The 23,972-nt window shown below is 71.0% G+C and carries 23 protein-coding genes, 1 tRNA gene and 1 pseudogene; 15 read left to right on the top strand and 10 right to left on the bottom strand.

Annotation, left to right across the window (positions count from 1 at the left end):
- The first annotated feature begins 44 nt into the window (after nucleotides 1–44).
- On the top strand, nucleotides 45–677 hold the full coding sequence (locus ACZ6MA_RS22025; RefSeq protein ID WP_469435606.1) for a GNAT family N-acetyltransferase: 633 nt from the start codon (nucleotides 45–47) through the stop codon (nucleotides 675–677).
- Nucleotides 678–737: 60 nt separating this feature from the next.
- On the opposite strand, the gene ACZ6MA_RS22020 is transcribed toward ACZ6MA_RS22025, so the two are convergent.
- Complete coding sequence (locus tag ACZ6MA_RS22020) at nucleotides 738–1,844, bottom strand: hypothetical protein (RefSeq protein ID WP_469435605.1); 1,107 nt, start codon at nucleotides 1,842–1,844, stop codon at nucleotides 738–740.
- 275 nt (nucleotides 1,845–2,119) lie between these two features.
- Here ACZ6MA_RS22020 and ACZ6MA_RS22015 point away from each other — a divergent pair, with 275 nt between their 5' ends.
- Nucleotides 2,120–3,418 carry a phosphatase PAP2 family protein gene (locus ACZ6MA_RS22015; protein ID WP_469435604.1) on the top strand — a complete coding sequence of 433 codons (1,299 nt, stop codon included), beginning with the start codon at nucleotides 2,120–2,122 and terminating at the stop codon, nucleotides 3,416–3,418.
- 230 nt (nucleotides 3,419–3,648) lie between these two features.
- On the opposite strand, the gene ACZ6MA_RS22010 is transcribed toward ACZ6MA_RS22015, so the two are convergent.
- The gene (locus ACZ6MA_RS22010) at nucleotides 3,649–4,506 is read right to left on the bottom strand and encodes an alpha/beta fold hydrolase (RefSeq protein WP_469435603.1); all 858 of its coding nucleotides are present in this window, start codon (nucleotides 4,504–4,506) and stop codon (nucleotides 3,649–3,651) included.
- Between the two features lie 148 nt (nucleotides 4,507–4,654).
- Here ACZ6MA_RS22010 and ACZ6MA_RS22005 point away from each other — a divergent pair, with 148 nt between their 5' ends.
- From ACZ6MA_RS22005 to ACZ6MA_RS21990, 4 genes and pseudogenes are all read left to right on the top strand, one after another.
- Nucleotides 4,655–5,008, top strand: coding sequence for a ferrous iron transport protein A (locus ACZ6MA_RS22005; RefSeq protein ID WP_469435602.1), 354 nt, complete (start codon nucleotides 4,655–4,657; stop codon nucleotides 5,006–5,008).
- Nucleotides 5,009–5,213: 205 nt separating this feature from the next.
- A complete protein-coding gene (locus ACZ6MA_RS22000; protein ID WP_469435601.1) occupies nucleotides 5,214–5,843 on the top strand; it encodes a restriction endonuclease in 630 nt (209 codons plus the stop codon).
- A gap of 132 nt (nucleotides 5,844–5,975) precedes the next feature.
- Nucleotides 5,976–6,137 (top strand): annotated as a pseudogene (locus ACZ6MA_RS21995) (RNA polymerase sigma factor); the annotation flags it as partial.
- 282 nt (nucleotides 6,138–6,419) lie between these two features.
- Nucleotides 6,420–6,581 carry a DUF4259 domain-containing protein gene (locus ACZ6MA_RS21990; protein ID WP_469435785.1) on the top strand — a complete coding sequence of 54 codons (162 nt, stop codon included), beginning with the start codon at nucleotides 6,420–6,422 and terminating at the stop codon, nucleotides 6,579–6,581.
- On the opposite strand, the gene ACZ6MA_RS21985 is transcribed toward ACZ6MA_RS21990, so the two are convergent.
- The gene (locus ACZ6MA_RS21985; protein ID WP_469435600.1) at nucleotides 6,560–7,681 is read right to left on the bottom strand and encodes a serine hydrolase domain-containing protein; all 1,122 of its coding nucleotides are present in this window, start codon (nucleotides 7,679–7,681) and stop codon (nucleotides 6,560–6,562) included. The genes ACZ6MA_RS21990 and ACZ6MA_RS21985 overlap by 22 nt on opposite strands.
- 135 nt (nucleotides 7,682–7,816) lie before the next feature.
- On the opposite strand from ACZ6MA_RS21985, the gene ACZ6MA_RS21980 reads away from it, so the two are divergent.
- On the top strand, nucleotides 7,817–9,070 hold the full coding sequence (locus ACZ6MA_RS21980) for a HEAT repeat domain-containing protein (protein WP_469435599.1): 1,254 nt from the start codon (nucleotides 7,817–7,819) through the stop codon (nucleotides 9,068–9,070).
- Between the two features lie 142 nt (nucleotides 9,071–9,212).
- Nucleotides 9,213–10,268, top strand: a complete 1,056-nt coding sequence (locus ACZ6MA_RS21975; protein ID WP_469435598.1) for a hypothetical protein — start codon at nucleotides 9,213–9,215, stop codon at nucleotides 10,266–10,268.
- 65 nt (nucleotides 10,269–10,333) lie between these two features.
- On the opposite strand, the gene ACZ6MA_RS21970 is transcribed toward ACZ6MA_RS21975, so the two are convergent.
- Nucleotides 10,334–11,479, bottom strand: a complete 1,146-nt coding sequence (locus ACZ6MA_RS21970; RefSeq protein ID WP_469435784.1) for an RNA polymerase sigma factor — start codon at nucleotides 11,477–11,479, stop codon at nucleotides 10,334–10,336.
- Between the two features lie 8 nt (nucleotides 11,480–11,487).
- Complete coding sequence (locus ACZ6MA_RS21965) at nucleotides 11,488–11,895, bottom strand: YciI family protein (protein ID WP_469435783.1); 408 nt, start codon at nucleotides 11,893–11,895, stop codon at nucleotides 11,488–11,490.
- Nucleotides 11,896–12,434: 539 nt separating this feature from the next.
- Here ACZ6MA_RS21965 and ACZ6MA_RS21960 point away from each other — a divergent pair.
- Nucleotides 12,435–13,343, top strand: coding sequence for an RNA polymerase sigma factor SigF (locus ACZ6MA_RS21960; protein ID WP_469435597.1), 909 nt, complete (start codon nucleotides 12,435–12,437; stop codon nucleotides 13,341–13,343).
- Nucleotides 13,344–13,482: 139 nt separating this feature from the next.
- On the opposite strand, the gene ACZ6MA_RS21955 is transcribed toward ACZ6MA_RS21960, so the two are convergent.
- Nucleotides 13,483–13,656 (bottom strand): CsbD family protein, encoded by a 174-nt coding sequence (locus tag ACZ6MA_RS21955; protein ID WP_469435596.1) that lies wholly within the window; start codon nucleotides 13,654–13,656, stop codon nucleotides 13,483–13,485.
- Nucleotides 13,657–13,830: 174 nt separating this feature from the next.
- Here ACZ6MA_RS21955 and ACZ6MA_RS21950 point away from each other — a divergent pair, with 174 nt between their 5' ends.
- The gene (locus ACZ6MA_RS21950) at nucleotides 13,831–14,001 is read left to right on the top strand and encodes a hydrophobic protein (protein WP_469435595.1); all 171 of its coding nucleotides are present in this window, start codon (nucleotides 13,831–13,833) and stop codon (nucleotides 13,999–14,001) included.
- A 119-nt stretch (nucleotides 14,002–14,120) separates the two neighbouring features.
- Here the strand turns inward: ACZ6MA_RS21950 and ACZ6MA_RS21945 are convergent, their stop codons facing one another.
- Complete coding sequence (locus ACZ6MA_RS21945) at nucleotides 14,121–14,591, bottom strand: hypothetical protein (RefSeq protein ID WP_469435594.1); 471 nt, start codon at nucleotides 14,589–14,591, stop codon at nucleotides 14,121–14,123.
- A 526-nt stretch (nucleotides 14,592–15,117) separates the two neighbouring features.
- Between ACZ6MA_RS21945 and ACZ6MA_RS21940 the strand changes: the two genes are divergently transcribed.
- The 3 genes from ACZ6MA_RS21940 (at nucleotide 15,118) to ACZ6MA_RS21930 (ending at nucleotide 17,942) form a co-directional block, all read left to right on the top strand.
- A tRNA-Gln gene (locus tag ACZ6MA_RS21940) sits at nucleotides 15,118–15,193 on the top strand.
- Complete coding sequence (locus ACZ6MA_RS21935) at nucleotides 15,193–17,517, top strand: hypothetical protein (protein ID WP_469435593.1); 2,325 nt, start codon at nucleotides 15,193–15,195, stop codon at nucleotides 17,515–17,517. The genes ACZ6MA_RS21940 and ACZ6MA_RS21935 overlap by 1 nt, the downstream gene beginning before the upstream one ends.
- 71 nt (nucleotides 17,518–17,588) lie before the next feature.
- Complete coding sequence (locus tag ACZ6MA_RS21930) at nucleotides 17,589–17,942, top strand: zinc ribbon domain-containing protein YjdM (protein WP_469435592.1); 354 nt, start codon at nucleotides 17,589–17,591, stop codon at nucleotides 17,940–17,942.
- Between the two features lie 104 nt (nucleotides 17,943–18,046).
- On the opposite strand, the gene ACZ6MA_RS21925 is transcribed toward ACZ6MA_RS21930, so the two are convergent.
- Nucleotides 18,047–18,760, bottom strand: coding sequence for a response regulator (locus tag ACZ6MA_RS21925; protein ID WP_469435591.1), 714 nt, complete (start codon nucleotides 18,758–18,760; stop codon nucleotides 18,047–18,049).
- Nucleotides 18,757–19,890 carry a sensor histidine kinase gene (locus tag ACZ6MA_RS21920; RefSeq protein ID WP_469435590.1) on the bottom strand — a complete coding sequence of 378 codons (1,134 nt, stop codon included), beginning with the start codon at nucleotides 19,888–19,890 and terminating at the stop codon, nucleotides 18,757–18,759. The genes ACZ6MA_RS21925 and ACZ6MA_RS21920 overlap by 4 nt, the downstream gene beginning before the upstream one ends.
- A 344-nt stretch (nucleotides 19,891–20,234) precedes the next feature.
- Between ACZ6MA_RS21920 and ACZ6MA_RS21915 the strand changes: the two genes are divergently transcribed.
- Both ACZ6MA_RS21915 and ACZ6MA_RS21910 read left to right on the top strand, forming a co-directional pair.
- Nucleotides 20,235–22,505, top strand: coding sequence for an MMPL family transporter (locus ACZ6MA_RS21915; protein WP_469435589.1), 2,271 nt, complete (start codon nucleotides 20,235–20,237; stop codon nucleotides 22,503–22,505).
- 9 nt (nucleotides 22,506–22,514) lie between these two features.
- Nucleotides 22,515–22,931: a hypothetical protein gene (locus ACZ6MA_RS21910; RefSeq protein WP_469435588.1), complete on the top strand. Its 417-nt coding sequence runs from the start codon at nucleotides 22,515–22,517 to the stop codon at nucleotides 22,929–22,931.
- A gap of 163 nt (nucleotides 22,932–23,094) precedes the next feature.
- Here the strand turns inward: ACZ6MA_RS21910 and ACZ6MA_RS21905 are convergent, their stop codons facing one another.
- Entirely contained in the window at nucleotides 23,095–23,961 is an 867-nt protein-coding gene (locus ACZ6MA_RS21905; RefSeq protein WP_469435587.1) for a TauD/TfdA dioxygenase family protein, read from the bottom strand.
- Nucleotides 23,962–23,972: the final 11 nt, after the last annotated feature.

Genomic DNA, 23,972 nt, shown 5'->3' with positions numbered 1-23,972 from the left:
CGGATTGTGACTCTTACATATGACGCACACTTCGGGAGGACTTGATGATTCCGGAACTGGTCAGGGCCTGGGTCGCCGGCTGGGCCGTCTCGCGCGGTACGCCCCCGCCGGCCGCACACCCGTGGGGGCTCTACGTCGAGGTGGGCCGCCCCGAGCACGTGGGACGCCATGTCCTGCCCCGTCCCGACGAGTTCTCGGTACGCGAGGCCGCAGCCTCGGTCACGGTGCCGCACACCTGGCTCAAAGCGCCCATGGAGCCCGAGGACATCGGGCCGTGGCTGCCCGAGGGCTGGGTGGTGGACAAGGAGGAGTCGGGATATCTGATGGCCGTGGACCTGCTGACCACGGATCCGGTGGCCCCCGAGGGCTATGCCGCGTCCGTCGAGACCCGCGACGGAGTGGTGTACGTCCGGGCGCACGACGCCGCGGGCGAGTCCGTGGCCAAGGGGCAGATGGTCGTTCTCGGCCGGACGGCGGTGGTCGACCGGGTCAGTACCGACGACGCCCATCGCCGCCGTGGCCTGGGTGCCTTCGTCATGCGCACCCTCGCCGACCACGCCGTCACCGAGGGTGCGGCCCTCGGCGTGCTGGGCGCGACCCCCGAGGGGCGCGCCCTGTACGAAACGCTGGGCTGGAAGGTGCACGCTCCACTGGCGGCCTGCGTGTACAAGCCCTGACGACGCACTGCCCCGGGTCCAGGGCGCCCGCGTCCGCCCGGGCATGGCGGTGCTCGGTGCTTACGGTGCGGGGACGACGGCCAGCCGAAGGTGACCGAGGCCGTCGAAGTCTTCCGCCTGGACTTCGAGGGTCGATGTGTCGAAGCGAAGGGTGAGGCAGGGGTCCGCGTCGATGAGCTGTTTCACGTCTTCGCGGGCGTCGCGGTCGAGAGGAGGCGAGAACGTGGCCTCCCACTCGCCCGCGCCACCGACGGCCGTCACTCTGACCGGGACCCGGGCCAGGCAGGTGGAGGGATTGGCCCACCACTCCAGATACGCCGTCTTCCCGTCACCGTCCCTTCCCTCAGCGCGGACGCCGGTGGCCCCTGCCCGGCCTGCTCGTTCGTCCGGACAGGCATTGGACGCGCTTCGAAGCGGTGGTGTCGAAGAAGAGGTGGTCGTCACACAGCGCGCCACGGCTTGCGCCGCCTGGGCGATGAACGATGCCGGCAGTTCATCCGACGTCCACGGTGACCAGTCGTCCCACTCCTGCCCGGCGATCTCTTCCACCCGGTCGGCGGCCCGGGACGGGCTCGCCCCCGGAAGCCGCAGTGCTGCCGTCGTCCAGCCGATCAACTCGTTCACGTCGATGTACTGGTACCACTCGGCGTCGTCCCAGCCGGGTCTGTCGGTATGCCGGGCCCACGCCCACCGCAGGGCCTCCGCAGTGGCCGTGGCAGCCCGCTGCCGTGCTGTTCCCGTGGTCGTTCGGGCGGTGTGCTCCGCGTACCTCACCAGGCCCAGCGTGGACCGGAACCTGAACCTGGTGAAAAAGTCGAGGTTCTCGGCGATGGTGTGACGGACGGCCCTGCCCCGGCCGTGGCTGTTCGAGGCATCCAGCCACGCCCCCAAGGAGGACGGCCACCCGCCTTCCCGCGGGGTGAAGCGGGAAGCAGGGCGGATCACGGCGTCGAACCAGCCCTGGGTGTAGGCGTCACAGGCGGCGACGATCGCATGGACGTCGGCGTCAGTCGCGGGTCTCTCCGGTTCTATCCGACCCCACTGCGCGACGAGCGAGCGTTCCACGGCGGTCCGCACGGCGCGGTGCAGATCCTCCTGCCGGGAAGGCCGCGCCCACGGCAGGAGAGCGGGATAGCAGGCAGTGAAAGGATCTTGATAGTCGGCCACGGGGAGAGCGTAGGGGGTGCGGTCGATCTTGCGGCCTTCATGCCGCTCAGTGGCCGGCGAAGCCGCCCGAGCCGCTCCGATGGCATGATCGGAGCACGGCGAGCAGCCTCTCATCGCCCCTACCTTCACCGGAGCCCCACGGCATCCGGAGCGAAGAGTGACCTATGTGACTATCGACTAACAAATCGGTCAAACAATTGATGCCTATAGTATCGCGGGTGTTGTCGCGAATAAAAAGCAGAACGGCGTTCCCCGTATGGCGTCAGCCACGGGCGATGCTGTGGGCCGCGGTGGGTGTGGTGGCTCTCGGTTTCCTCGTCACGCTGGAGGTCGCCGCACGTCACTACACCGGTCTGCCGGGGCCGCTCACCAACCAGGTGCGAGAGGTGATCTTCGCCCCCAAGCCGGGGCCGCTGTACGGCGGTATGGCGTTGATGATGGTGGTGCTCACCTGGCGGCAGCGGTTCATCGCGGCCGGTGCCGCGATCGGCATCGATGTCGTCTTCGTGCTGGTGCGGTGGGCGATCGGTGCCGAGCCCCCCGAAGGTCACTTCTTCGGCAACGGCGCGTTGTGGGTGATCCTGGGCTGCGCGTTCATCGCCGTCACGCGCCGCACCGGCCGGGAACGCGTCCTGATGCTGAAGGGCGTCGGACTGGGGCTGCTCCTGGTGGCCGGGCGTAAGACCGGCGATACCTGGCTGCTCATGACGTCGAAGACGCGCCCGGAGGTGCTCGATCCGTACGTGGCGACCGCCGACCACGCGCTGGGCAACCCCTCGTGGCTGGCAGGCCGGCTTCTCGCCGCCACCGAACCGATCGGCACCCACCTTCTCGACTTCGTCTACGGGCAGCTCGCCGTGGCCGCCGTCGTCGTCGCCCTGTACCAGTTGCGTCATGTGGCGATCGAGCGCCGCTTCCCCCGCCACCACCTGGTGCGCACGTTCCTGGTCATCGGCCTGCTCGGGCCGGGCATCTACATGATCTTCCCCGTGGTCGGACCGATCTTCGCCTATGGCCCGGGCACCTCCGGCACCGGCGGCGTGCAATGGGCGGTGGCCAACCTGTGGCCGCATACGCCGCCGGCGATCACCGTCCCGCACCCGGTGCCGTACGACGGGATCACCCCGCGCAACTGCATGCCCAGCCTGCACACGGCCTGGGCCACCGCGATCTTCATCCATTCCCGCAAGGGCCCGCGCGTCCTGCGGTACGCGGGTACGTTCTGGCTGATCGCCACGCTCGGCGCGACGCTGGGGTTCGGCTACCACTACGGGGTGGATCTCGTTGCCGGCGTAGTCTTCGCGTTCACGATCGAGGCGGCGCTGCGCTCGTTCGACCGCGGCTGGGACCGGTCGGGAATCCGGCTGGTCGCCTACGGCGCGACGGTCTTCGCCGCGCTCCTGGCGTCGTACCGCTATCTGCCGGTGGAGATGGCCGAGCATCCGTGGCTGTTCGGACCCCTGCTCATTCTGGCGATGGCCTCGGTGGTCTACGGCTATCTACGGACCACCAAACGGTGGGAACCCAAGGCCGTACCGGTGCCGCGACCACGACCCCAACCCGAACTCGTGTGAGTCGTGCCGCGTCAGGTCTCGGGCGCTCCGTTACGGGAGTGAGCCCGCGCAGGACGGACCTGGGCGGCGGTCGGAGGGACGCCTGCGAAGACACACGTTCAGGGCGGGCAGCCCGTCGATCCGTGCGAACGGACCGACGGGGCTTCTTCATGGCGCCGGAGACGGCCGACGTCCGCGTGCGAGTGGTGGGAAGACGGCCGGAACGGGGCCGGTGAGCCGCGCCGGAGCCCTCAGCCAGGCAGACCTTGAACGAACCCGGCGACCAGGGCCGCCACCGCTTCCGGGGCCTCCAGGGTCATGGGGTGGGTGGCGTCGATCCGGTCGACGCTGATCGTCGCCCGGGTGCGGGAGAGCGCGGCCAGCTCGTCGGAGACCCCCTGGGTGAACCGGGCGTTGAACGCGTCGAACCACTCCATGCCGGGCGCGGGCGGCAGCCGCCGGCCGGCCTGTACCAGCAGCAGCGGGCAGTCGACCCCGTCCAGCCAGGTGGTGACACCGAGCGCGCCGAGCCGGTGGAGTTCGTCGAGAATCCCCAGCGCAGCCGCCCGATCCGGCAGGGTCTGCCACGTGCCGTCGGGCAACGGGCGCACTGCCGCGCGAGCGGCGGCTTCCGCGCGGTCGGCGGGAATCCCGAACCGGGCGGAGTTGACGACCTGTTCCTCGATGTACTCGGGTGACGCGATGGCTCCGGCCGATGCCAACAGCCCCTCGCCCACCCGTTCGGCGCCGGGGAACTCGCGTCCCCACCAGAATCCGTCGAGATTCACGGCGGCACGGACCCGGTCCGGACGCGCCCGGGCGTACTCGACCGCGATCAGCCCCCCGAGGGAATGGCCCACCACGGCGGCCTCCGGCACGCCCTGCGCGTCGAGTGTGTCCGCGATGTGCCGCACCACGGCGGGGATGGTCCAGGGAGAGATGCCGGGGGAGCGGCCGTGTCCGGGGAGGTCGACCGCGAGGACGCGGTGTCCGGCGGTGGTGAGCAGGGCGGCCGAGGCGTCCCAGTCGGTGAGCGAGCGCCCGTAACCGTGCAGCAGAACCAGTTGGGGGCCGTCGCCCCCGAAGTCATGAACATGAAGAAGTGTCATTGGGCCCCACTGTAGGCGGGCACACAGCGTTCTCGAATGCCGGGTGGGGTTGGTACGGAAGGGAATTGACCGGATGCGACGCTACGGAGGAGGCGCCCGAAGCGGCCGGGCGGCCCGCATCCGGCGGCGGTGCGGCAGGATGAACGGCATGAACACCAGCTCCGGGCCCGCCCCCGGATCCGCACCTGACCGCCGGGCGATCGAGCACATCATCGGCCGCCCCCTGGGACAGGCATGGCCGACGGGCGCGTTGGCCCCGGGCACCCGGGTCATGGTGATCCGCGACCCGGACTGGGACGGGCCGTGGTCATGCGAGTTCCCCGGAACGATCGACCCCATGGGTGCGCCCGAACCCAACCGGTCGCCCCGGGCGCACAGCGAGGAGTTGCTGTACTGGGTCATTTTCGACGCCCCGCAGTACGACAGCGACGGCGACGGCCCGTACCGCAAGGCGCAGATCTGGGGACGGTACGTCAGGCCCGAGCCGGGTGCGCGACCGTAGGATTCCGCAACCTCCCCAGAGGGCCTGTCATCCGCGACGGTCCTTACTGGCCCGGCCGGGTGTGGGAACGCCGCGGCGGGGCAGAAGTTCGATGATCTTGGTGTCGGACAGGTGGGGGAGCAACGCCATGACCGTTCCCGGCAGCAGAGTGCGCACCGGCCGCCAACGCCCTTTTGGGATACGCCAGTTGGGGTTCTGTTTCGGCTTGATCGCCATCGTCCTGTGCGGTGCCGGCCTCATGGTGCGCACCACGGCCCGGGCGGCCGGAAGCCACCCCATGACCGCCCTGCTGGCGGTGGCCTCGCTGTTCCTGGTCGGTGCGGTGGTGCTGCGACTGCGCCACCACGCCTTCCCCTGGCGGACCGCCTTCTCGCCGCCCCCGCCGGAGGCGGCGGTGACGGCCCCGGACGTGTCCGCCGCCGCGGACCCGGCCGAGGAACCCGGCCCGGCCGTCGCTTACGGCGCGATGGACCCGCTGGAGTTCGAGGAGGCCGTAGCGGAGCTGTGCCGACGGGACGGGTGCCTTGATGTGCACGTCACCGGCGGCGCGGGTGACTTGGGGGCCGATGTCGTGGCCACCGCTCCGGACGGGCGGAACATCGTCATCCAATGCAAGCGGTACGGCCCCGAGCACAAGGTCGGCTCCCAGGACCTCCAGCGTTTCGGCGGCACGTGTTTCGCCATCCACGACGCTCACACGGCCGTCGTGGTCACCACCAGCGACTTCACCCAGCCCGCCGCCGAGTACGCCGCCCAGTGCGGCATACGCTGCTTCGATGCCGAACAGCTCGCCGAGTGGGGCGCCGGCACGGGCCCGAGCCCGTGGCAGGACTGACGCGCGGATCGCGCCCCCGGGCGCGCGAAGAGCCGGCCGCCTCTCGCACACCACGCCGTACACCCGACACCTGTGGCCTGGATCACGGGAACTCCTGATCCCGAGCGGACAAGTCCCCGTGTGAAACATTCGATGCACGACCGCATACGTCGCGGAGATCCCGGAGCGTTCCGGGAACTGTTCGACGACCATGCCGCCCTGGTCTACCGGCATGCCGCCCGGGTGACCGGCGACCGGTCCCTGGCCGAGGACGTCGTCTCGCTGACGTTCCTGGAAGCCTGGCGGCTACGGGAAGGCCGCTTCCGCCTCCAAGACCAGCGACGAGCACGACACGTGCATGGCCGCGAAGATCGGCACCAGCATCGTCAGCTCGGGCGTCATGGGGCTTCTGGGCGGTCCCCCGGCGTGGCCATCGGCATGATGACCGGCGCCTTCAGCGGCATCATCACGGGTGCCGTGACCTGCCCGAAGTAGCCTGACTTCGACCCCTCGACCGTTTGCCCCCGCTGCGATCCGGCGGGGGCGCACGGCTCAAGCTACGGCCCGCGGCAGGCTGTACCCACCCTCCCTGAGGACCTGCGGGTCCCTGCTGTCGGCGCCCTCGACCGAGTTCTCGCGAAAGAATCCGAGCTCGCCGACCTCTGGGACGAGAGCGACGACGGGCAGCGATGGCGCGCGAGCATCGACCGCCTCCGGCGGATCCTCGACCCTCAACGTCAGAGCGCCAGGGCTTGGTAGGTGGCGCGGAGGAGCCTTTGGGGGCGTGGGTCGGCGAGGCCGAGGTGGGTCATCCGGTTCATCACGTAGGCGATGGTCATGCGTGCGTCGAGGTCGTTGACGATCAGCGATCCGCCTCTTCCGCCCCAGTAGCAAGTACGGGGGTTGATGGTCCTGACGGGTGCGTCGTCGGCGTTCAGGGCGTAGCCGATGCCGAAGCGCATGGGGATGCCGAGGACGAGATCGACGCCGTGGGACTGTTCGTCGAACACGGTGCGGCACGTCGCTTCGGAAAGAAGGCGTGCCGAGGCGGACCGGGCCGGTGAGGTGAGCAGCGATTGGAGCGCGGCCACGGACCGTGCGTTCCCGTAGCCCGCCGCGGCGGGAATTTCGGCACGGCGCCACTGGGCGCTCGCGGTGTCCTGGGAGGTCACGTAGGCGCCGACCGGAATGGACGCCCGTGGGTTGGCCGCGGGCGCGGGGCCGGGCGCGGGGATGACGTCGGAGACGCGGTGATCGTGTTCGGCTGCGAGGCCGATGTGGAAGTCGGCATGCAGCGGTGCCGCGAGCTGGTCGGCGAAGAACGCGCCGATCGACTGCCCGCAGATGCGGCGGATGACCTCGCCGATCAGAAAGCCATGGGTGAACCGGTGGTAGCCGGACTTCGTACCGGGTGACCAACGGGGAGATTGACGGGCCAGCAGGGTGGTGGCCTTCTCCCAGTCACACAGGTCGTCGAGTGTCATGGGCTGGTCCCAGTCGGGGAGGCCGGCGGTGTGGCCGAGGAGGTGCCGGACCTCGACGCGTTCCTTTCCCGCGGCGCCGAACTCGGGCCAATATCGCGCGACCGGCGCGCACAGGTCGAGTTCGTCGCGGTCGGCGAGGGCAAGGGCGCACAGCGCGGTCATCGTCTTCGTGATGGACCATACGTTGGTGATGGTGTCGCGCTGCCATGGCCGAGTACGGGCCTGGTCGGCGTGGCCTCCCCACAGGTCGACGACGGCTTCGCCGTCGAGGTGGACCGCCACCGAGGCGCCCACGTCCGCCCCGCCGCGGAGGGAGTCGGCGAACGCCTCTCGTACTGCCCCGAACCGGTCATCGCAGTGGCCGTGGATTTCCATGTCGGACGAGGTCTCCCCTCTCGGTGTCTCGCCATGGGGCGGTCAAGACAGACGTCCGGTCTGCGCGGCCGTCGCCGGCCTCGGCCGTCGTGGCCGACTGCCCCGGCCCGGTATGCCCGTGAGCGTACTGAGATCATGACCGTTATGCAGGAGAATGAGCAGCCGCTGATCGCGGCCGTGCGGAACGGGGACGTCGCGGCGGTGCGCGCGCTGCTGGGCGAGGCCGCCGACGGCGGCCGTACGCAACTCGCAGCGGTCCTCGACCTGGCCGTGGAGACCTTCGACGAGCCGCTCGTCGACGGACTCGTGGTGTGGGCCGAGTCCACTGGCTGGGACATCGACCACATCGGTGCCGACGGCCGGACGCCGCTGCTGCGCGCCGTCGACCGCGGCGCCAGTGACATCGTCTCCAGACTCCTGCACGCCGGCGCGGACCCACGGATCAAGGGCGCCGACGGTTGTGACGCGCTCGCTCTGGCCCGGCGCCGGCACACCACGGGCGCCGAGGCCGAACTGCGCCGCCGCACGGGTTCCGCCGAGCCGGTGCGGAGCAGGACCGCCCGGAACATCGCCACGAACACGTGCCGGGAACTCTCACTCGGCGACCTGACTATCCGTGACTGCCACGCCGCGATCCTCACGGAGCTGGAACCGGTCTACGGCATCACCACACCCTTCGCCGCGCTGCTGGACCGCGCCCTCGCCGTCGCGGACGTCGAGCACGCGGTGTGGGGCGCTTCGAAATTCGTGCTCCTGAACCGCGATCCGCACGCCGTCTGGGGCGAGGCAGCCGCCTTGCGTGACCGCCCCGATCCCCTGGCGCGGTACTTCGGTACGGAATTGATGTGTCTCATCAACATCTTCGACGAATCCGAGGACGACGTTTTCGACGCGCCGCTCGTGGACCTGTTCCTTCCCTGGCTGGAAGAGGAGGAGGACCCGCTGGTGACCTGGGGCCTCACCCTCGGACTGGTCAACGCCGCGGACCCGCGGGCGCGGCAGCCGCTCGTCGGTCTCACGCGGTACGCCGACCCGAGGGTCCGGCGCAGTGCGGTCTCCGGCCTGACCGTGTTGCTCCGGCAGGGCGATGCCGAGGCGCTGGACGCCGCTGTCGCGTGTACCCGGGACGCGGACGCCGACGTCCGGGAGTCGGCGTGCTGGGTCCTGCGGGAGTCGCCGCCCGACTCCGCGGTCGCCTCGGATGCCCTCGCGGCATGCCTGGCCGACGAGGCGGAGACCGTCCGCGTCACCGCGGCCACCCGGCTGGCCCTGCGTGACGACCCGCGCGGCGACGAAGTGATCGACGCCCTCGGCGCTGTCAGCACCGAATCGCCCTACTACTGGCACATCGACGAGGTCCGGCGCCACCGCGACCGCCGGCTCGGCTGAGCCACGAGGAACCGGGACCGGACGGCACTGACCCCGGCCGATGAGCCGATCGGCGGTGGCTGGAAAGCGGGTACGCGTACTCAGAGACGAATGAGCACATAGCCCCTGCCGGCGAGTCCGCCTCATAAGGTGGGATCGCCTTATGGAGACACACCCGCCCCAGGAAACGACCGCTGCCCCGGCGCCGGCCCCGACGACCACCGTCGGCAAAAAGGTGCTCGTGCGGCGCTGGCTCATCGGCTTGGCCGCGGTCGGAGTGATCGGTTGGACGTTCGTGGTGGTCTCCGACTACTTCGAGAACCTTCAGGGCGGGCCCGTACGGTCCGCAGCGGAGTACCGCAAGCAGGACATCAGGACCCGTGAGGCCGGAAGGCAGGCCATCGGCGCCCTACGGCCCGGCGCCGCCGACGCCGCCCAGGAGCACGAAGAAGCCAGCACCTCGTGCGTCGACGACCTCGGGTTCGACAACAACGGTGTGACCCGGGGCCGTCCCCACTACGTGTGGAACCTCACGTACTCCGGCAAGGCCGACTACCTGGCGGACCTCCGCAAGCTCCGTACCACCTGGGAACACCACGGCTGGAAGACACACGAGGTACCGCCACCCGAGCCGGTGAACCCCGACCGCCTCCTCCCGGACTGGCCCGGCATAGGCACCACCGACGACCACGGCATCGCCATCCGCGTCGGCATCGACGGGTACGCGGGCAGCCCCTTTCTGTCCACCGACGGCGGCTGCATCCGCTACGACACCAACGAAAAGGTCACCGCGCGCGAGCGCACCGGCGCCGCCGCGGGGAAGCACCAGGGGCGAGAGGGCACCATCACCTACGACGACGGAGTGCGGGTCTCCATCGGTCCCGTCCAGCGCATCACGCCGACACGGGAAATGACCGGCGACGGGCCGCCGGCCGCGCACACCTACCGCCTCATCGTCACCGTGCAGAATCGCAGCGGCGCTCCGGTGGATCTGAACAGTTACGACTTCGGGAGCTACGAGGGGGCGAACCCCGGTGTCACATGGCTCCCCGGTTACCCGGTAGAGCTGCATTCGAGCGGCCGGAACACGGTGGCGGAAGGCGAGTCGGTACGGTTGGAATTCATCTGCACAGCGCGGAAGGAGCCCGCCCACCTGGGGTTCACCTACGGGCCTGGCAGCCTCCACACGTCGTACCCCTGGCTGCTTTCCATGCCGTGACCCGCTGACGCGGAGAACACCTCACCCTCTGCCTCGGTGCGGGGAAAAGCGCCGAGCGCGAGCCGTCAGCGACGTCGGCGGACGTTGAGCCGGGCGGCCCGGCGCGTCAGGTGGTCGCGCTCGGCGAGGTTGGTCGCCTTGCGCGCCGCCTCCGCGTACAGCCGTGCCGCCGTCACCGTGTCGCCGTCACGCTCGTGGAGGTATGCCGCCACCGCGGTGTGCCGGGGCAGTGAGCCGTCCAGTTCCGCGAGCGCGGCCAGGCCGGCGCGCGGCCCGTCGGCCTCGCCGACGGCCACCGCGCGATTGAGCCGCACGACCGGGCTGTCGGTCAGGCCCACGAGTTCGTCGTACCACTCGACGATCTGCACCCAGTCGGTCTCCTCGGCGGTGGGCGCGTCGGCGTGGAGTGCCGCGATGGCGGCCTGCGCCTGGAACTCGCCCAGCCGGTCGCGGGCGAGGGCCGCTTGGAGGATCTCGATGCCCTCGGCGATCGACTCGGTGTCCCACCGGCCGCGGTCCTGCTCGGCGAGCGGCACCAGGCTGCCGTCGGGCGTGGTCCGGGCGGCCCGCCGGGCGTGGTGGAGCAGCATGAGGGCGAGCAGTCCCGCCACCTCGGGGTGATCGATCGCGGCCGCGAGCTGCCGGGTCAGCCGGATGGCCTCGGCGGCGAGGTCGACGTCACCGGAGTAGCCCTCGTTGAAGACCAGGTAGAGGACGCGCAACACGGTCGCCACGTCACCGGGCCGGTCGAGCCGCACGCCGGCCACGGTGCGTTTGGCCCGGCTGATGCGCTGCGCCATGGTCGTCTCGGGCACGAGGTAGGCCTGGGCGATCTGGCGGGTGGTCAGCCCGCCGACGGCGCGCAGCGTGAGCGCGACCGCGGACGACGGCGTCAGTGACGGGTGGGCGCACAGGAAGTAGAGCTGGAGCGTGTCGTCCACCGCCGGGGCGGGCCCGGGCGCCGGTTCCTCGTCGACGAGGTTCTCACGCCGGCGGCGGGCGGTGTCCGCCCGGGTCGCGTCGAGGAACCGGCGCCAGGCCACGGTGACCAGCCAGCCCTTCGGATCCCGCGGCGGGTCGGCGGGCCAGACCCGGACCGCCTCGACCAGCGCGTCCTGCACGGCGTCCTCGGCCGCCGCGAAGTCGGCTCCGCGGCGGACGAGAATCGCGAGCACGCTCGGTGTGAGGCTGCGGAGCAGGCTCTCGTTCACCTCGGACGTCACTCCGTGACGGTGGGCGGCGCGGTCAGGAACGGACGCAGCTCCAGCCACTCGTGAATCGGCTTCCCGCCCGCCCCCGGGGCGGCCGACAGCTCTCCGGCCAGCTCGACGGCGCGCTCGTAGTTTTCGACGTCGATCACCATCCACCCGGCGATGAGGTCCTTGGTCTCGGCGAACGGACCGTCGGTGACCGGCGGGCGGCCCTCACCGTCGTACCGGACGAACGTCCCCTCGGGCGCGAGCGCCTGACCGTCGACGAACTCGCCGGTCTTCTCGAGCCGGGCCGCGAAATCCTGCATGTACCGCATATGGGCCGAGATCTCCTCCGGCGTCCACTGGTCCATGGGCACGTCGTTGACCGCGCTCGGAGCGCCGCGGTAGTGCTTGAGCAGCAAGTACTTGGCCATGGTGATCTCCTCGGTGCTGGTGCGACCCATTGTGGTCGCGTTCACTGCGGGGACGGAGCCGGGCACGGGTTCTCGACATCGTCGGACGACTTTTTTCTGTTTTCTTTCCGGGCGGCCTTCCGAGATCGCCAGAGGGCGAGCGGTGACAGGGGCCGGGCGGGGGTGGTTCGGGCAGCCGGTCGCGTGCCGGGTCGTACTCCAGCCATCGGTTTCGTCCGGCTTCCGTGGCGCAGGCGGCGGCCAGACGGTTCGGCCCCGGGTGCCCGTTCCCGGTGCACCACAGCAGCGATCAGGCGTACACGGCGACCACCCCCTCGGTCACGCGCGACCTGACTGGCTGCCCCGCCTCACCCACCACATCACGCACACCCTGACGGGAACGAAGGAGCGAACCACCGCACCGCGCCACCGGCCGCGGCGGCACGCTAACGGGTGAATCCGCCGGCCCCGGTCAGATCGCTTCGGATCCGCAGGAATGAAGTGGGCGATCAGAGGAATAAGCGCTCCAACAGTGCCGGTCTACGAGGAAAGGCGGGGCCATGACAGCGGTACCGGTGAGGACCTCCGACATCGAGCAGGATCAGTGGGGCAGCGCGACGGTGCCGACGGCGGGCCCGCCGGCCGGGGTGGGCACCCTGCCCTGGATCGAGGACGCCGGAAAGGTCGCCCCGAAGGACGCCCGGGAACTGTCCAAGCAGTTCTTCGACCGGCTGCAGGTCCTTGAGGAGGGGACGCGCGAGTACCAGTACGCGCGCAACACCCTCATCGAAATGAACCTGTCCCTGGTCCGGTTCGCCGCGAGCCGCTTCCGCAACCGTGGCGCCGGTGAGATGGAGGACATCGTCCAGGTCGGCACGATCGGTCTGATCAAGGCGATCGACCGGTTCGACCTGTCCCGCGAGGTCGTGTTCACCACCTTCGCCGTCCCCTACATCGTCGGGGAGATCAAACGCCACTTCCGCGACACCAGCTGGGCCGTCCACGTCCCCCGGCGGTTGCAGGAGCTGCGCGTCGAACTCGCCCAGGCCCAGGACCACCTCGCCAACCTGCTCGACCGCGAGCCGACCGTCAAGGAACTCGCCGCGCATCTGAAGCTGAGCGAGGACGAGGTCGTCGAAGGCATCGTCGCCGCGAACGGCTACACCGCCGGTTCACTGGACATGCCCCAGGGATCGGACGGGGACGGACGGGCCCCGACGGGCCGTCCGTCCGTCGAGGCCCTGGGCGAGCCCGACCCCGCCCTGGAAACCGTGGAGGACCTCCACAGCCTCGCCCCGCTGATGGAAAAGCTCGACGAGCGGGAACGGCGCATCCTGTCCATGCGCTTCGGCCAGGAGATGACCCAGGCCGAGATCGGGGCGGAACTCGGCGTCTCACAAATGCACGTCTCCCGGCTCCTGTCGCGCATCCTGGCCAAACTCCGTGCCGGAATGACAGCGGACCACTGATCAGAATGTGGCCCGGGTCGGAATGCGGCCCGGGCAATTCTCGGCACGAGGCAATTGTGGCGTGAACGTGGGGTGGGGGTGACAACCGCTCGGGTTGTCACCCCCACCCCACGTTCTGCCGGACGCTCGGCCCGCTCATTCAGTCCCGGGCCGCATCCTTGGCCTTTTCCTTGGCCTCGCGAAGCTCGCCGCGGCTCTTGTCGCTCTGGCCTTCGGCCGCCATGCCCTTCTTACCGACCGCCTGACCTGCCTCCTTCTTGACGGCGCCCTTGGCCTGCTCGGTCTTCGCCTTGGCCTTCTCGCTCGCGCTCACGGCATCTCCTCTCGTTGTTCATCATTCGCTGACGAGGGTCGACTGCCCACCACTCGGTCGCACAAACAAACACAGCCAATCAGCCGCACCGCTAAATCTTTCGTGCTCTCTCCAAGAAGAGACAAGTGTGAAAGCCGGAAGGCGGGGCACATGTCGTTTCGGAGGTTGATAACTATGGTTCCCCTGCTACTCGTACTGCTTCTCGCGCTGATCCTGTTCGGCGCCGGATTCGCCGTCAAAATCCTGTGGTGGGTCGCCGTCGCCGTTCTGGTGATCTGGCTCCTCGGCTTCGTCATGCGCTCCACGAGCGCAGGCGGCCGACGTGGTCGCTGGTACCGATGGTGACCTGAACGCACCACCCCGTCCCTGGGCCCGCCGGATCTCCCCGATCCGACGGGCCCAGACCCATGCGCGGGCGCCCCTGTCCATGCCCCGTCAGCCGCCGTCGCCCCAGCGGCCCGTTGTCAGTCTTCGACCGCGGGCCGTCTGCGCTGTCCGTGCCGTCTCCGCCAGTACGCGAAGCAGACTGCTGCCAGCAGCGGCCCCCACAGCAGCAGAGGGGCGTAGGTGAGGTCGAAGAAGGCTAGTCGCCAGCCGTGCAGTGCCTCCAGGGGGTGGTCGCTGGGCAGCCGCCGGCCTTCGATGGTTCGTCCGGAAAGCGCGGTGACGGCGGTCGTGGTCCAGAGGACCGTCAGGATCGCGGCGCCGATGGCCGCCGGCAGGACGGCGGCGAGGGGTGGCCCTCTGCGGCCGCGCAGGAACGGAACCCAGCGCGGAAAATGTTCCCCCCAGGCGGCGATGAGCCCGATGGCAGTGACGGCCATCAACTCGGAGAGGGCCGACAAAGTGATGACGTACACCGGGCCGGGCAGCCAGGAGGGAAGCCGGCCCCTGCCGTGTACGCCGTCGTCGCCGATGTGAAAGACGACCGTCATGATCCTCCACAGACCGGAGGGCAGCACGGTGAAGGGGATGGCGTAGGCGGCAGCTCTGGCCCATCGGGGTACTCCCGGTACGGGGGCGCGCGGTGCTCCAGGCGGCGCGCGCCATCGCGCGCTCAGCGTGGGCGCCGCAGCCTGGTGGACGGTCATGGCGCTCCTCGGTCCGTCAGGTGCCGGTCACCTGATCGGTATCGACGATCACAGCCCACCCCGCCCGCCGCGTCGGCTCCGGGATGGAACCGGCTCCGCCCCACGGGGGAGAGCGCCACCGGCCTCGGGCACCCTGAGGATGACCGCGCGAGGAGGGCCGGGACGCCGTGGCGGGACGTCCCGGAGCGGTACGGGCCCTGGGGCCGGGCGTACGACCTGTTCCGCCGCCGACAGCGGGACGGAACCCGGGCCTGCGTCCCCGCCCGGCTCCGGGCTGAAGCGGTCCCGGCTCAGTCGGCACACGAACCGGCGTCGTCGCATATTCGTTTGCTCGCCCGCCGTCGGCACTCTTAGCCTGGCGCGGTGACGACGGCGTGTAGCTCAGCCAGTAGAGCACCGGGCTCTGGACCCGGAGGGCGCGGGTGCGAATCCCGCCACGTCGGCCATGACTGACAAGACGCAGCAGCGACCCCTGTCCGCCCACCCCGGCTACCCCGCACACCAGTTGGCGCGGGCCCTCGCCACCGCGCGGACGCACGAGGACGACGACACCCGCCGCCGGGCGGAGGACCGCATCCGGCGTTGGAGCGGTGTGTTGTCAGGTCTCGCCGACGGAACCCTGGTGGTCGGTTCGCGCACGCCGGTGGCCGGGCTTCCGGCGTGGGTGACGCCCGAGGTCGTCCGCGGTGGATTCGCCACCGGGCAGGCGAGCGCCGGGGGGCCGTTGCTGCCGTACGAGCGCGAGGCCGCCCGCCGGGCCGGTGTGCCCGCCGAGCGGGGCGCGCTGTTCGCGTACGCACTGACCGACGCCGGCCTCGCGGAACTGGGGGCACTGCTGGACAGCGGCGCCTATGAAGTGACCCTCCCCGAGGAGGCGGCGCTGCTCACCGTGGCGTGGCTGGTGCGGTCGGGAGACCGGCTCGGCGCGCTGACGTTGCTGGAAACCCTGGAGCCGTTCGCGGACACGCTGCGTTTCACGCCCCGGCCCGGCCCCGCGAAGGCAACCGCCGAGCCGGACCTGTCCGTGGTACACCGCACCACCGTCGGCGAGGCGTCGCAGACGATCGCCAAGCGCCGTCCCCAGCCTTCCGTCGAGGCGATGCGGGAAGCGCTCACGGTCTGGAACCCGTTCGCCGACGAACTGCTCACCCACTGGCTGCGCACCGTCGAGTCGGGCCGGGTCCTGGCCCGCACGCCGGACGACGGCTGGCACGCGCGAGGCGTGCTGCTGCTGGAGCGGTACGAACAGCTTGCCGCGGTACACACCCGCTGCGGCAAACACCGCAAGGCCAAGTCGAATCAGGCCGTCCTGCGCACCGCGCTGGCGGAGACGGTGGCCGGGCGGCCGCTGGAGCGCCGTCTGCGGGGGCTGCTGCAGCTCGCCGTCGACTCCATGGTGCGTCGGCGCGGGCTGCCCGGGTCCGAACGGCACGCCGTGCTCCGTGCGCGGCAGGCAGCCGACGGGTCGCTCCCCTCACACCACGACCTGGCCCAGCTCGTGGTGCGCCGGCTGGCCGAACTGCCGCAACACACCGGCACACCGCGGGTGGAACCGCTCACCGTGCCGGTCACCGACGAGGAGGCGCGTGCGGCCGGGCTCGCCGCCGGTGCCGAGATACCCGAGCCGATCCGGCGGACCGTCGAAGGGACGCTCAGCGCACCGGCCCGCGTTCTCATCGAGCGTGGTGTGGTCCCGTCGGCCGAAGTCCTGGCCGAGCTGGTGCCGCAGCTCGTCGCGTCGACGACGGCGTCGGCGTACGAGGACGACCGTCTGCGGCACCTCATGGCGGCCAACTACCGGGCCTTCCGCAACCGCCGCTCGCTGCTCCTGCTCGACTTCGCACGGCAGGTGCGGGTCGAGGAACTGCCGTGGGTCCAGGCCGTGGACCGGTACCGGCGCGAGGGGGCGGCGCGAGAGGGGGCCCGCACCACGCTGGTACACCTGGGTGAGCTGGCGCTCCAGGGCTTCCCGGCGACCGTCCTGCCCAACCCGCTCGTCCGCGAACTGAACACGCTCGCGCGCACGGCCGCGCTCGGTGTGCCGTTCGTGGAGGAGCTGGCAGCGGACATCTTCATGGGTTCGTTCTCCAAGAAGTTCCTGACGGCGGCGAGGATCGCGGGCGAACTGCTCGGCGGGACGCTCTACGAGCGGTACTACGGCATCGACTACGAGCTGGTCCTGGCGCTCGGCGCGGACGGGTACGACGGAGGGGCCCTCGGTACGGGCAACCCTCCGGAGCGGGACTTCGCGGTGCTGTGCCGTTCCGCGGCGGGTACGGGCGGCAGGTGGTCCGTGGCGGCCCACGGCATGGTGATCGAGCAGGCGCAGATCCTCACCACCCACAACCTGGCCACGCTCGCCGGCCCCCTCGGTGTCGCCCCGGTGCCCGGCTGGGCCGACCTGGCGCGGCGCTGTTCCGCCACCGTGTGCCGGCTGGTGGAACGGGTGCACGGCAACCCCTACCCCCTGGCGACGATCAAGGACGCGGCGTACGCGTGGCGGCAGTTCGTATTCCACCTGACGCTGTGCCCGGCGGAGGAGCGGGCGGCCGTCCTGGCCGGACTCGAAGGGGAGGTGGCCCGCCACCCCGGCCACGTCGCCGCGCGCCTCGCACCCGCCCTCGCGGGGCTGCGGCTGGTCGCCGCGGGCGGCCGGTTCGAAACCGACGGCACGGCTGCGACGAAGGACGGACCGGCCCGCCGCTTCCTGGGCTGGAGCACGGACGGCCACTGGATGCGGCAGCTCCCCCGGGAGGCGCGGGGCGGCTGAACGGGCCCGCCCGCGCGGCCGCGCGCCCGGCGCGGGGGCCAGGTGGCGGGGCGCTGAAATAGACTTTCTCGGTGACCGACATTCTGCCGCCGTGCCCCGAGTGCTCCAGTGCGTACACCTACGAGATGGGTGCTCTTCTGATCTGCCCGGAATGCGGGCACGAGTGGTCGCTCGCGGCCGCCGAACCCGCGGACGGCACCGAGGACGGGGTGATCAGGGACGCGGTCGGCAATGTACTCGCCGACGGCGACACCGTGACGGTGATCAAGAGCCTGAAGGTGAAGGGCAGCCCCAGCGGGATCAAGGCGGGTACCAAGGTGCGCAACATCCGCCTCGTGGAGGAGGTGGACGGGCACGACATCGACTGCAAGGTCGACGGGTTCGGTCCCATGCAGCTCAAGTCGAGCGTGGTTAAGAAGGCCTGACCCGGTACTTCGGCGCTCGTGGCGGCGTGACCCTCCGCCGCGAAGCCGCCGCCCCCACCGGCTGACGGCACCGGCCCGCCTCGGCCGCGACGGCACCCGCGCCGCTACCCCCGGCCGCCGGCCACCTCGACCAGACCCGTCTCGTACGCGGCGATCACCGCCTGCGCCCGGTCCCGGACGCCGAGCTTGCCGAAGACGTTGGTGATGTGGTTCTTCACGGTCGACACGCTGATGCCCATCGCCCCGGCGATCTCCGCGTTGTCGAGCCCGGTGGCCATCAGCCGCCACACCTCCAGCTCCCGTGGTGTGAGTTCCGCCGTGGTCGCGGCGGGCGGCCCCGGGCGGTGGGGGGTTCTGACGTATGCGGAGATCAGCCGGGTCAGGAGCCGGGGCGCGACCGCGGCTTCCCCGGTGTGCACCACCCGGACCGCCGCGACGAGTTCCTCCGGCGAGATGTCCTTGGGCAGGAACCCGTAGGCACCCGCGCGCAGCGCGGCCACCACGTACTCGTCCATGTCGAAGGTGCTCAGCGCCAGCACCCGGCACCCGGGCAGCTCCCGCGCGAGCCGAGCGGTCGCGGCGACCCCGTCCAGCACCGGCATCCGGATGTCCATCACGACGACGTCCGGCCGCGACCGGTGGGCGAGCGCGACGGCCTCCGCACCGTCGCCCGCCTCGCCCACCACCTCGAAGGCCGGGTCGGGCGAGAGGATCAGCGCCAGCCCACGCCGCACCAGCGGCTGGTCGTCCGCGATCAGCACCCTGATCGCCCGCTCGTCCACCGCGTCCCCCATCGAATGCCCCCTCGCTTCCCTCATCGCGGCGCCCCCTCCTCGGCCCGCAGCGGCAACCGGGCCGACACCAGGAACCCGCCCTCCGCCAGCGGGCCCGTCCGCAGCGTCCCGCCGTGCAGCACGACCCGCTCCCGCATCCCGACCAGGCCGTAACCGGAACCCGAACCGAAACCCGGACCGAAACCCGTGCCCGTGCCCGCGCCGTCGTCGGAGACCTCCACCGCCACCCCGTCCGGGCCGTAGGTCAGCCGCACGGATGCCCGCGCCCCGCCCGCGTACTTGCGTGCGTTCGTCAGCGCCTCCTGCACGATCCGGAACACGGTCAGGCCCACACTCGGCGGCAGTGGGCGCTCCTCGCCCCGCACCTCGAACGCGGTGGGCACTCCCGCCCGGCACGACTCGGCGACGATCCGCTCCAGGTCTCCGACACCGGGCTGCGGGGCGGTCGGCTCCTCCTCCACCTCGTCCCCGGCCCGCAGCACGTCCAGCAGTTGCCGCATCTCCCGCAGCGCCATCCGCCCGGAGCCCTCCAGGGTGACCAGCGCCTCCCGGGCCACTTCCGGGTCACGGGCGAGGTTGGCGCGGGCACCCCCGGCCATCAGCTGCATGGTGGTGATGTGATGCGCCACGATGTCGTGCAACTCCCGTGCGATGCGCCGCCGTTCGTCGGCCACCGCCCGGTCGGCGAGCAGCCGGCGGTTGGCCTCGATGTCCCGGTGCCAGTGGTTCATCACGGTCGCGGCGGCGACGACGAGCAGCCCGGCGGCCCCGTTGCCCACCACGTCCGCGATCCTCGGCCGCGGCCACGACGTCTGCCCCAGCAGCGGCATCGTCACCGCCACGAGCGTCGTCAGCGCCGTCACGGCCGGGCGCCCGGACCGTACGACGGTGTACAGCGCGACCACGACCGTGGCGTTGAAGTGCTGCTCCACCGGCACGCTCAGGTTCAGCACCAGGCCGAGCAGCAGGACCGCCGCGAGCGTAAGTACCGGCGCGCGGCGCCGGGCCAGCAGCGGCAGCGCGGACACCATCACCAGCAGGCATCCGGCCGCCGGGACATGACCGCGCTCGACCTGGCTGGTGAGGGTGAAGCCGATCAGGTCCACGGCCGCCGCCCCGACCGTGACCAGTGCGTCGTTGCGTGTCCACGGCAACGCGTCGCCACCACCCGGCGCGGCCGCCGCGGATGCCCCAGGTGCCCCGGAAGCGGGGCGCGTCGTCGACATCGGTGGTGGTCCTCCCCCCCAGCCGCCCCGCCGGCTGTTGCCGGTGCGCCACGACTGTCGTCTCGTGATCCATTCTGGCACCGGCCCCCGGCACCGCCCCGGGCCCCCGAGCCGATCCCGGACCAGGACCACGGTCCTGGTCCGGCGGCTTGCCCCGGCCTCCGCTCCCAGGCCCTTTCTCGTCCCGGGCTCGGACGATTCGCCCGTTCCGCGCTGATGAGCTGGAGGCCGGCCGGGAGCACCCGGCTCGCCACCCACTGCCGGAGGACGAAGTGATCCGCGCCCTGACCGGGTTCTCCACCCGCCACCCATGGAAGGTCATCGCCCTCTGGGCGGTGGTGGGCCTCTTCCTGACCATGCTCAGCCAGGCGCTGATCTATCGCGTCACCCAGACCCAGACCGGTGACTTCCTGCCCGCGACGTACGACTCGGCCGCCGCGCTGAAGATCGCGGAGGAGCGGTTCGGGGTGAAGCCCGACGCCAACGCGGTGACCGTGCTCGTCGCCCGCGCCGACGGCAAGCCCCTCACCGGCCCCGACCACCGCCGCGTCGGCGCCGTCGCCGAACGACTGGGCAGCCGCCATGTCCGGATGCCCGCGCCCAAGGCCGACGACGATCCCGCGTTCCTGCGGCGGGACTACTCCCAGACGCCCAAGGTCAGCCCCGTCATGGTCGCCCCCGACCGCGGCTTCGAACTGCTCTCCGTGGAGCTGACCGGCAACTCCACGGACCCCGCACTGCACGATCTCTACCGGGCCTTCCGGCACCAGGTGAAGGACGACTTCGCCGAGGCCGGGATGCGCACCGGCTTCACCGGAGGCCTGGCCGACCTCGTCGACACCACGGCAGCCGAGGAGAGCACGCAGAAGGCCGTCGGCATCGTGATGACCGGTCTCATCGTGCTGATCAACATCTGGGTGTTCCGCAGCGCGCTGGCCGCCTTCGTGCCGCTGCTCGCGGTCGTCATCGTCGGCGGCGCGGCCGCGGGGGCGGTCGTCGGCGCCGCGATGCTCACCGGCATCAAGCTCGACACCTCCACCCCCAACATGATCAACGTGGTGTTGATCGGCATCGGCATCGACTACTTCCTGTTCCTCCTCTTCCGCTTCCGCGAACAACTGCGGGCCCGCCCCGACCTGCCCGCACGCGTCGTATCGGCGGAAGTCAGCGCACGGGTCGGCACCGCGATCACCTCGGCCGCCCTCACCATCGTGGCCGCCTTCGCCACCCTCGGCATCGCGACCTTCGGACAGTTCCGCGTGCTCGGCCCCGCCATCGCCGTCTCGGTGCTCGTCATGCTGCTGGCCGGCCTCACCCTGATGCCCGCGCTGCTCGCGGTCACCGGACGCAAGATGTTCTGGCCCTCCCGAGCCCTCCGGTGTGAACCCCGCCCCGGCGCGGCCGCGCGCGTCGGCGACCTCGTCGCCCGCCGCCCGTTCGCCCTCGTGCTGGCCTCTGTCGCCCTGCTCGGCGCGCTGGCGGCCGGAATGATCGGCATCCGGATGGACTTCGGCCAGTCCGGCGGAGCCCACGACACCCCGGCCGCCGCCACCGCCGCGGAGATCTCCCGCGCCCTGCCCGCCGGAGTGTCCGACCCGGCCACCGTCTACGTCACCGCCAAGGACGGCCGCCCCCTCACCGCCGCGGGACTCGATGCCCTGCCGAAGGCCCTGGCGCGGGTCAAGGGCATCGGCCGGGTCGGCAAGACCACCCTCGACGAGGACCGCACCGCCGCCCGCATCGATCTCTACCTCACCGCCGACGCCCAGTCCCAGCAGGCCCGCGACCTCGTCTCGGGGCCCGTGCGGGACACCGTCGCCCGCCACACCCCGGCCGGCACCGAAGCCCACGTCGGCGGCACGGCCGCGATCTTCGCGGACATCTCCACCGCCGTCGGCCACGACCTGAGGATCGTCTTCCCGGTCGCCGCCGTACTGATCGCCCTCATCCTGCTCGTCCTGCTGCGCAGCCTGCTCGCCCCGGCCATTCTCATGCTCGCCGTCGGCCTCGGCTTCGCCGCGACCCTCGGCGCCGCCGCCCTCTTCTTCCAGCACCTCCTCGACAAGCCGGGCGTCGACTTCGTCCTGCCGCTGGTGCTGTTCCTCTTCGTCGTCGCCCTGGGCACCGACTACAACATCCTCATCAGCGACCGCATCCGCGAGGAGATGGAACGCCCCGGCCCGGCCCGTGCCGCCGTCGCCCGCGCCGTGCGCCACACCGCGCCCGCCATCGCCACGGCGGGCGTCGTCCTCGCCGCTTCCTTCGGCAGCCTCGCCGTCAACGCGAACCCCTCCACCCAGCAGATCGGCTTCGCGACGGCGCTCGGCATCCTGCTCTCCGCCTTCGTCCTCTCCATCGTGCTGGTACCCGCGCTGGCCGCCCTCCTCGGGCGGGGCACATGGTGGCCGGTCCGCCCGGGCCGCACGCGGGGCCGCCACCACGCCGAGCCCCCGGCCCCCGGCAGCGGACCCGCCACCGGGCCGTTCGACCGGCCCGGCCCGATCACCAGCCCGCCGTACCGGGAGGAAAAGCCGCTGGTCTAGCATCTACGGATGCGCATCGACGAGATCTCCTCCTGGCTTGACGCACATGACGCGAGTGCGGGACCGGTGGCTCTCTCGGCGGAGTTCGACGCGTACCTCTGCTCGCTGCCGTGGGCGGGATGCGGCATCGACTGGCGGGACCTGCCGCACCGCTCGCTCGCCCTGGGCGGTGTCTCGGACGACGAGGCGGTGGCGTGGGCCCGGCAGACACCCATGGCCCTGCACGAGCACGTGCTGGTGATCGATTCGGCTTCCGAGCCGGGAGTGGTGTGCCGGTTCGAGGACGCCATCAGGGACTTCGAGCTGCTGTCCAACCGGCCGGAGCTGTTCATGTGCGGTGTCGACCTCGTGGCCGGGGAACCGCGACCCGCCTTCGAGCGCTTCATCGAGCGGCGGTCCTTCATGACCCTCAACGCCCGCGTCTGAGCACGCCGGCCGAAGACACGGCCGCGTACCGTCCGCACCCTCACGGCGCGGCGATGTCCTCGGGCGCCGGGCGGACCCGGTCCCGGCTGAGCGGGCCGAAACCGGTCCGTCCGGCGCCCGAGGGCGCACCTCCTTCCGGCGGCAAAGCCGCCGGAAAGCGGTGTCAGAGCGTCAGGAACGGCTTCTCACCGGCGATGTTCATACGGTGCATCAGCCGCTCGTGCGGGAAGTAGTCCGCCACCGCGAGGTGCTGCGTGCAGCGGTTGTCCCAGACGAGGAGGTCGCCGGTGGACCAGGCGTGGCGGTAGATCAGCTCGTTGGTCTCGATGTGCCGGTAGAGGAACTCCAGGATCGCCCGGCTCTCGCTCTCGCTGAGCCCGTTGATACGGGTCACGTACGGGGACGAGATGTACAGGGCCTTCCTGCCGGTCTCCGGGTGTGTACGCACCAGCGGGTGCTCCACCGGCTCCTGGTCCGCGAACTGCTCGTCCGGGTCGATGCCCTTCTTCTTCAGCGACCGCTGGAGGTTGCCGTAGTCGGCGCCGAACGCCTTGCGCACATCGTGCACCGCGGTGAGCTTGAGCAGCATCTCTTGCATGGGCGCGGAGAGCGTCTCGAAGGCGAGGTACATGTTGGAGTAGAGCGTGTCACCGCCGACCGCGGGGGTGATCTTGGCGTGCAGCACGGTACCGAGCGGAGGCTCGGCCCACCCGCTGTTGTCGGTGTGCCAGGAGTTCAGGCCCGGCGGCTTCTGCTCGTTGTTGTGGAGCACCATGCACTCGGGGTGCCCCTCCACCGTCATGGGCAGCAGGTGGTCATGGCTCAGGAGCGGGCCGAACCGGCCGGCGAACCGCTTCTGCTCCTCGACGCTGAGGTCCTGGCCGGGGAAGACCAGCACGCTGTACTGGTGGAAGGCGTCGTGCACGGCCGACCACACCTCGTCGGTGAGTTCCCGTGACAGGTCGATGTCGAGCACCCGGGCCCCGAGAGCGGGGCTGACCGGCACGATGGTGGGCGAAGACGTACTCATGCTTCTCCTCG

This window comes from Streptomyces sp. NPDC042259 (assembly GCF_055582085.1).
The sequence above is the reverse complement of the archived record's forward strand: the minus strand, read 5'-3'. Positions and strand labels throughout refer to the sequence as shown.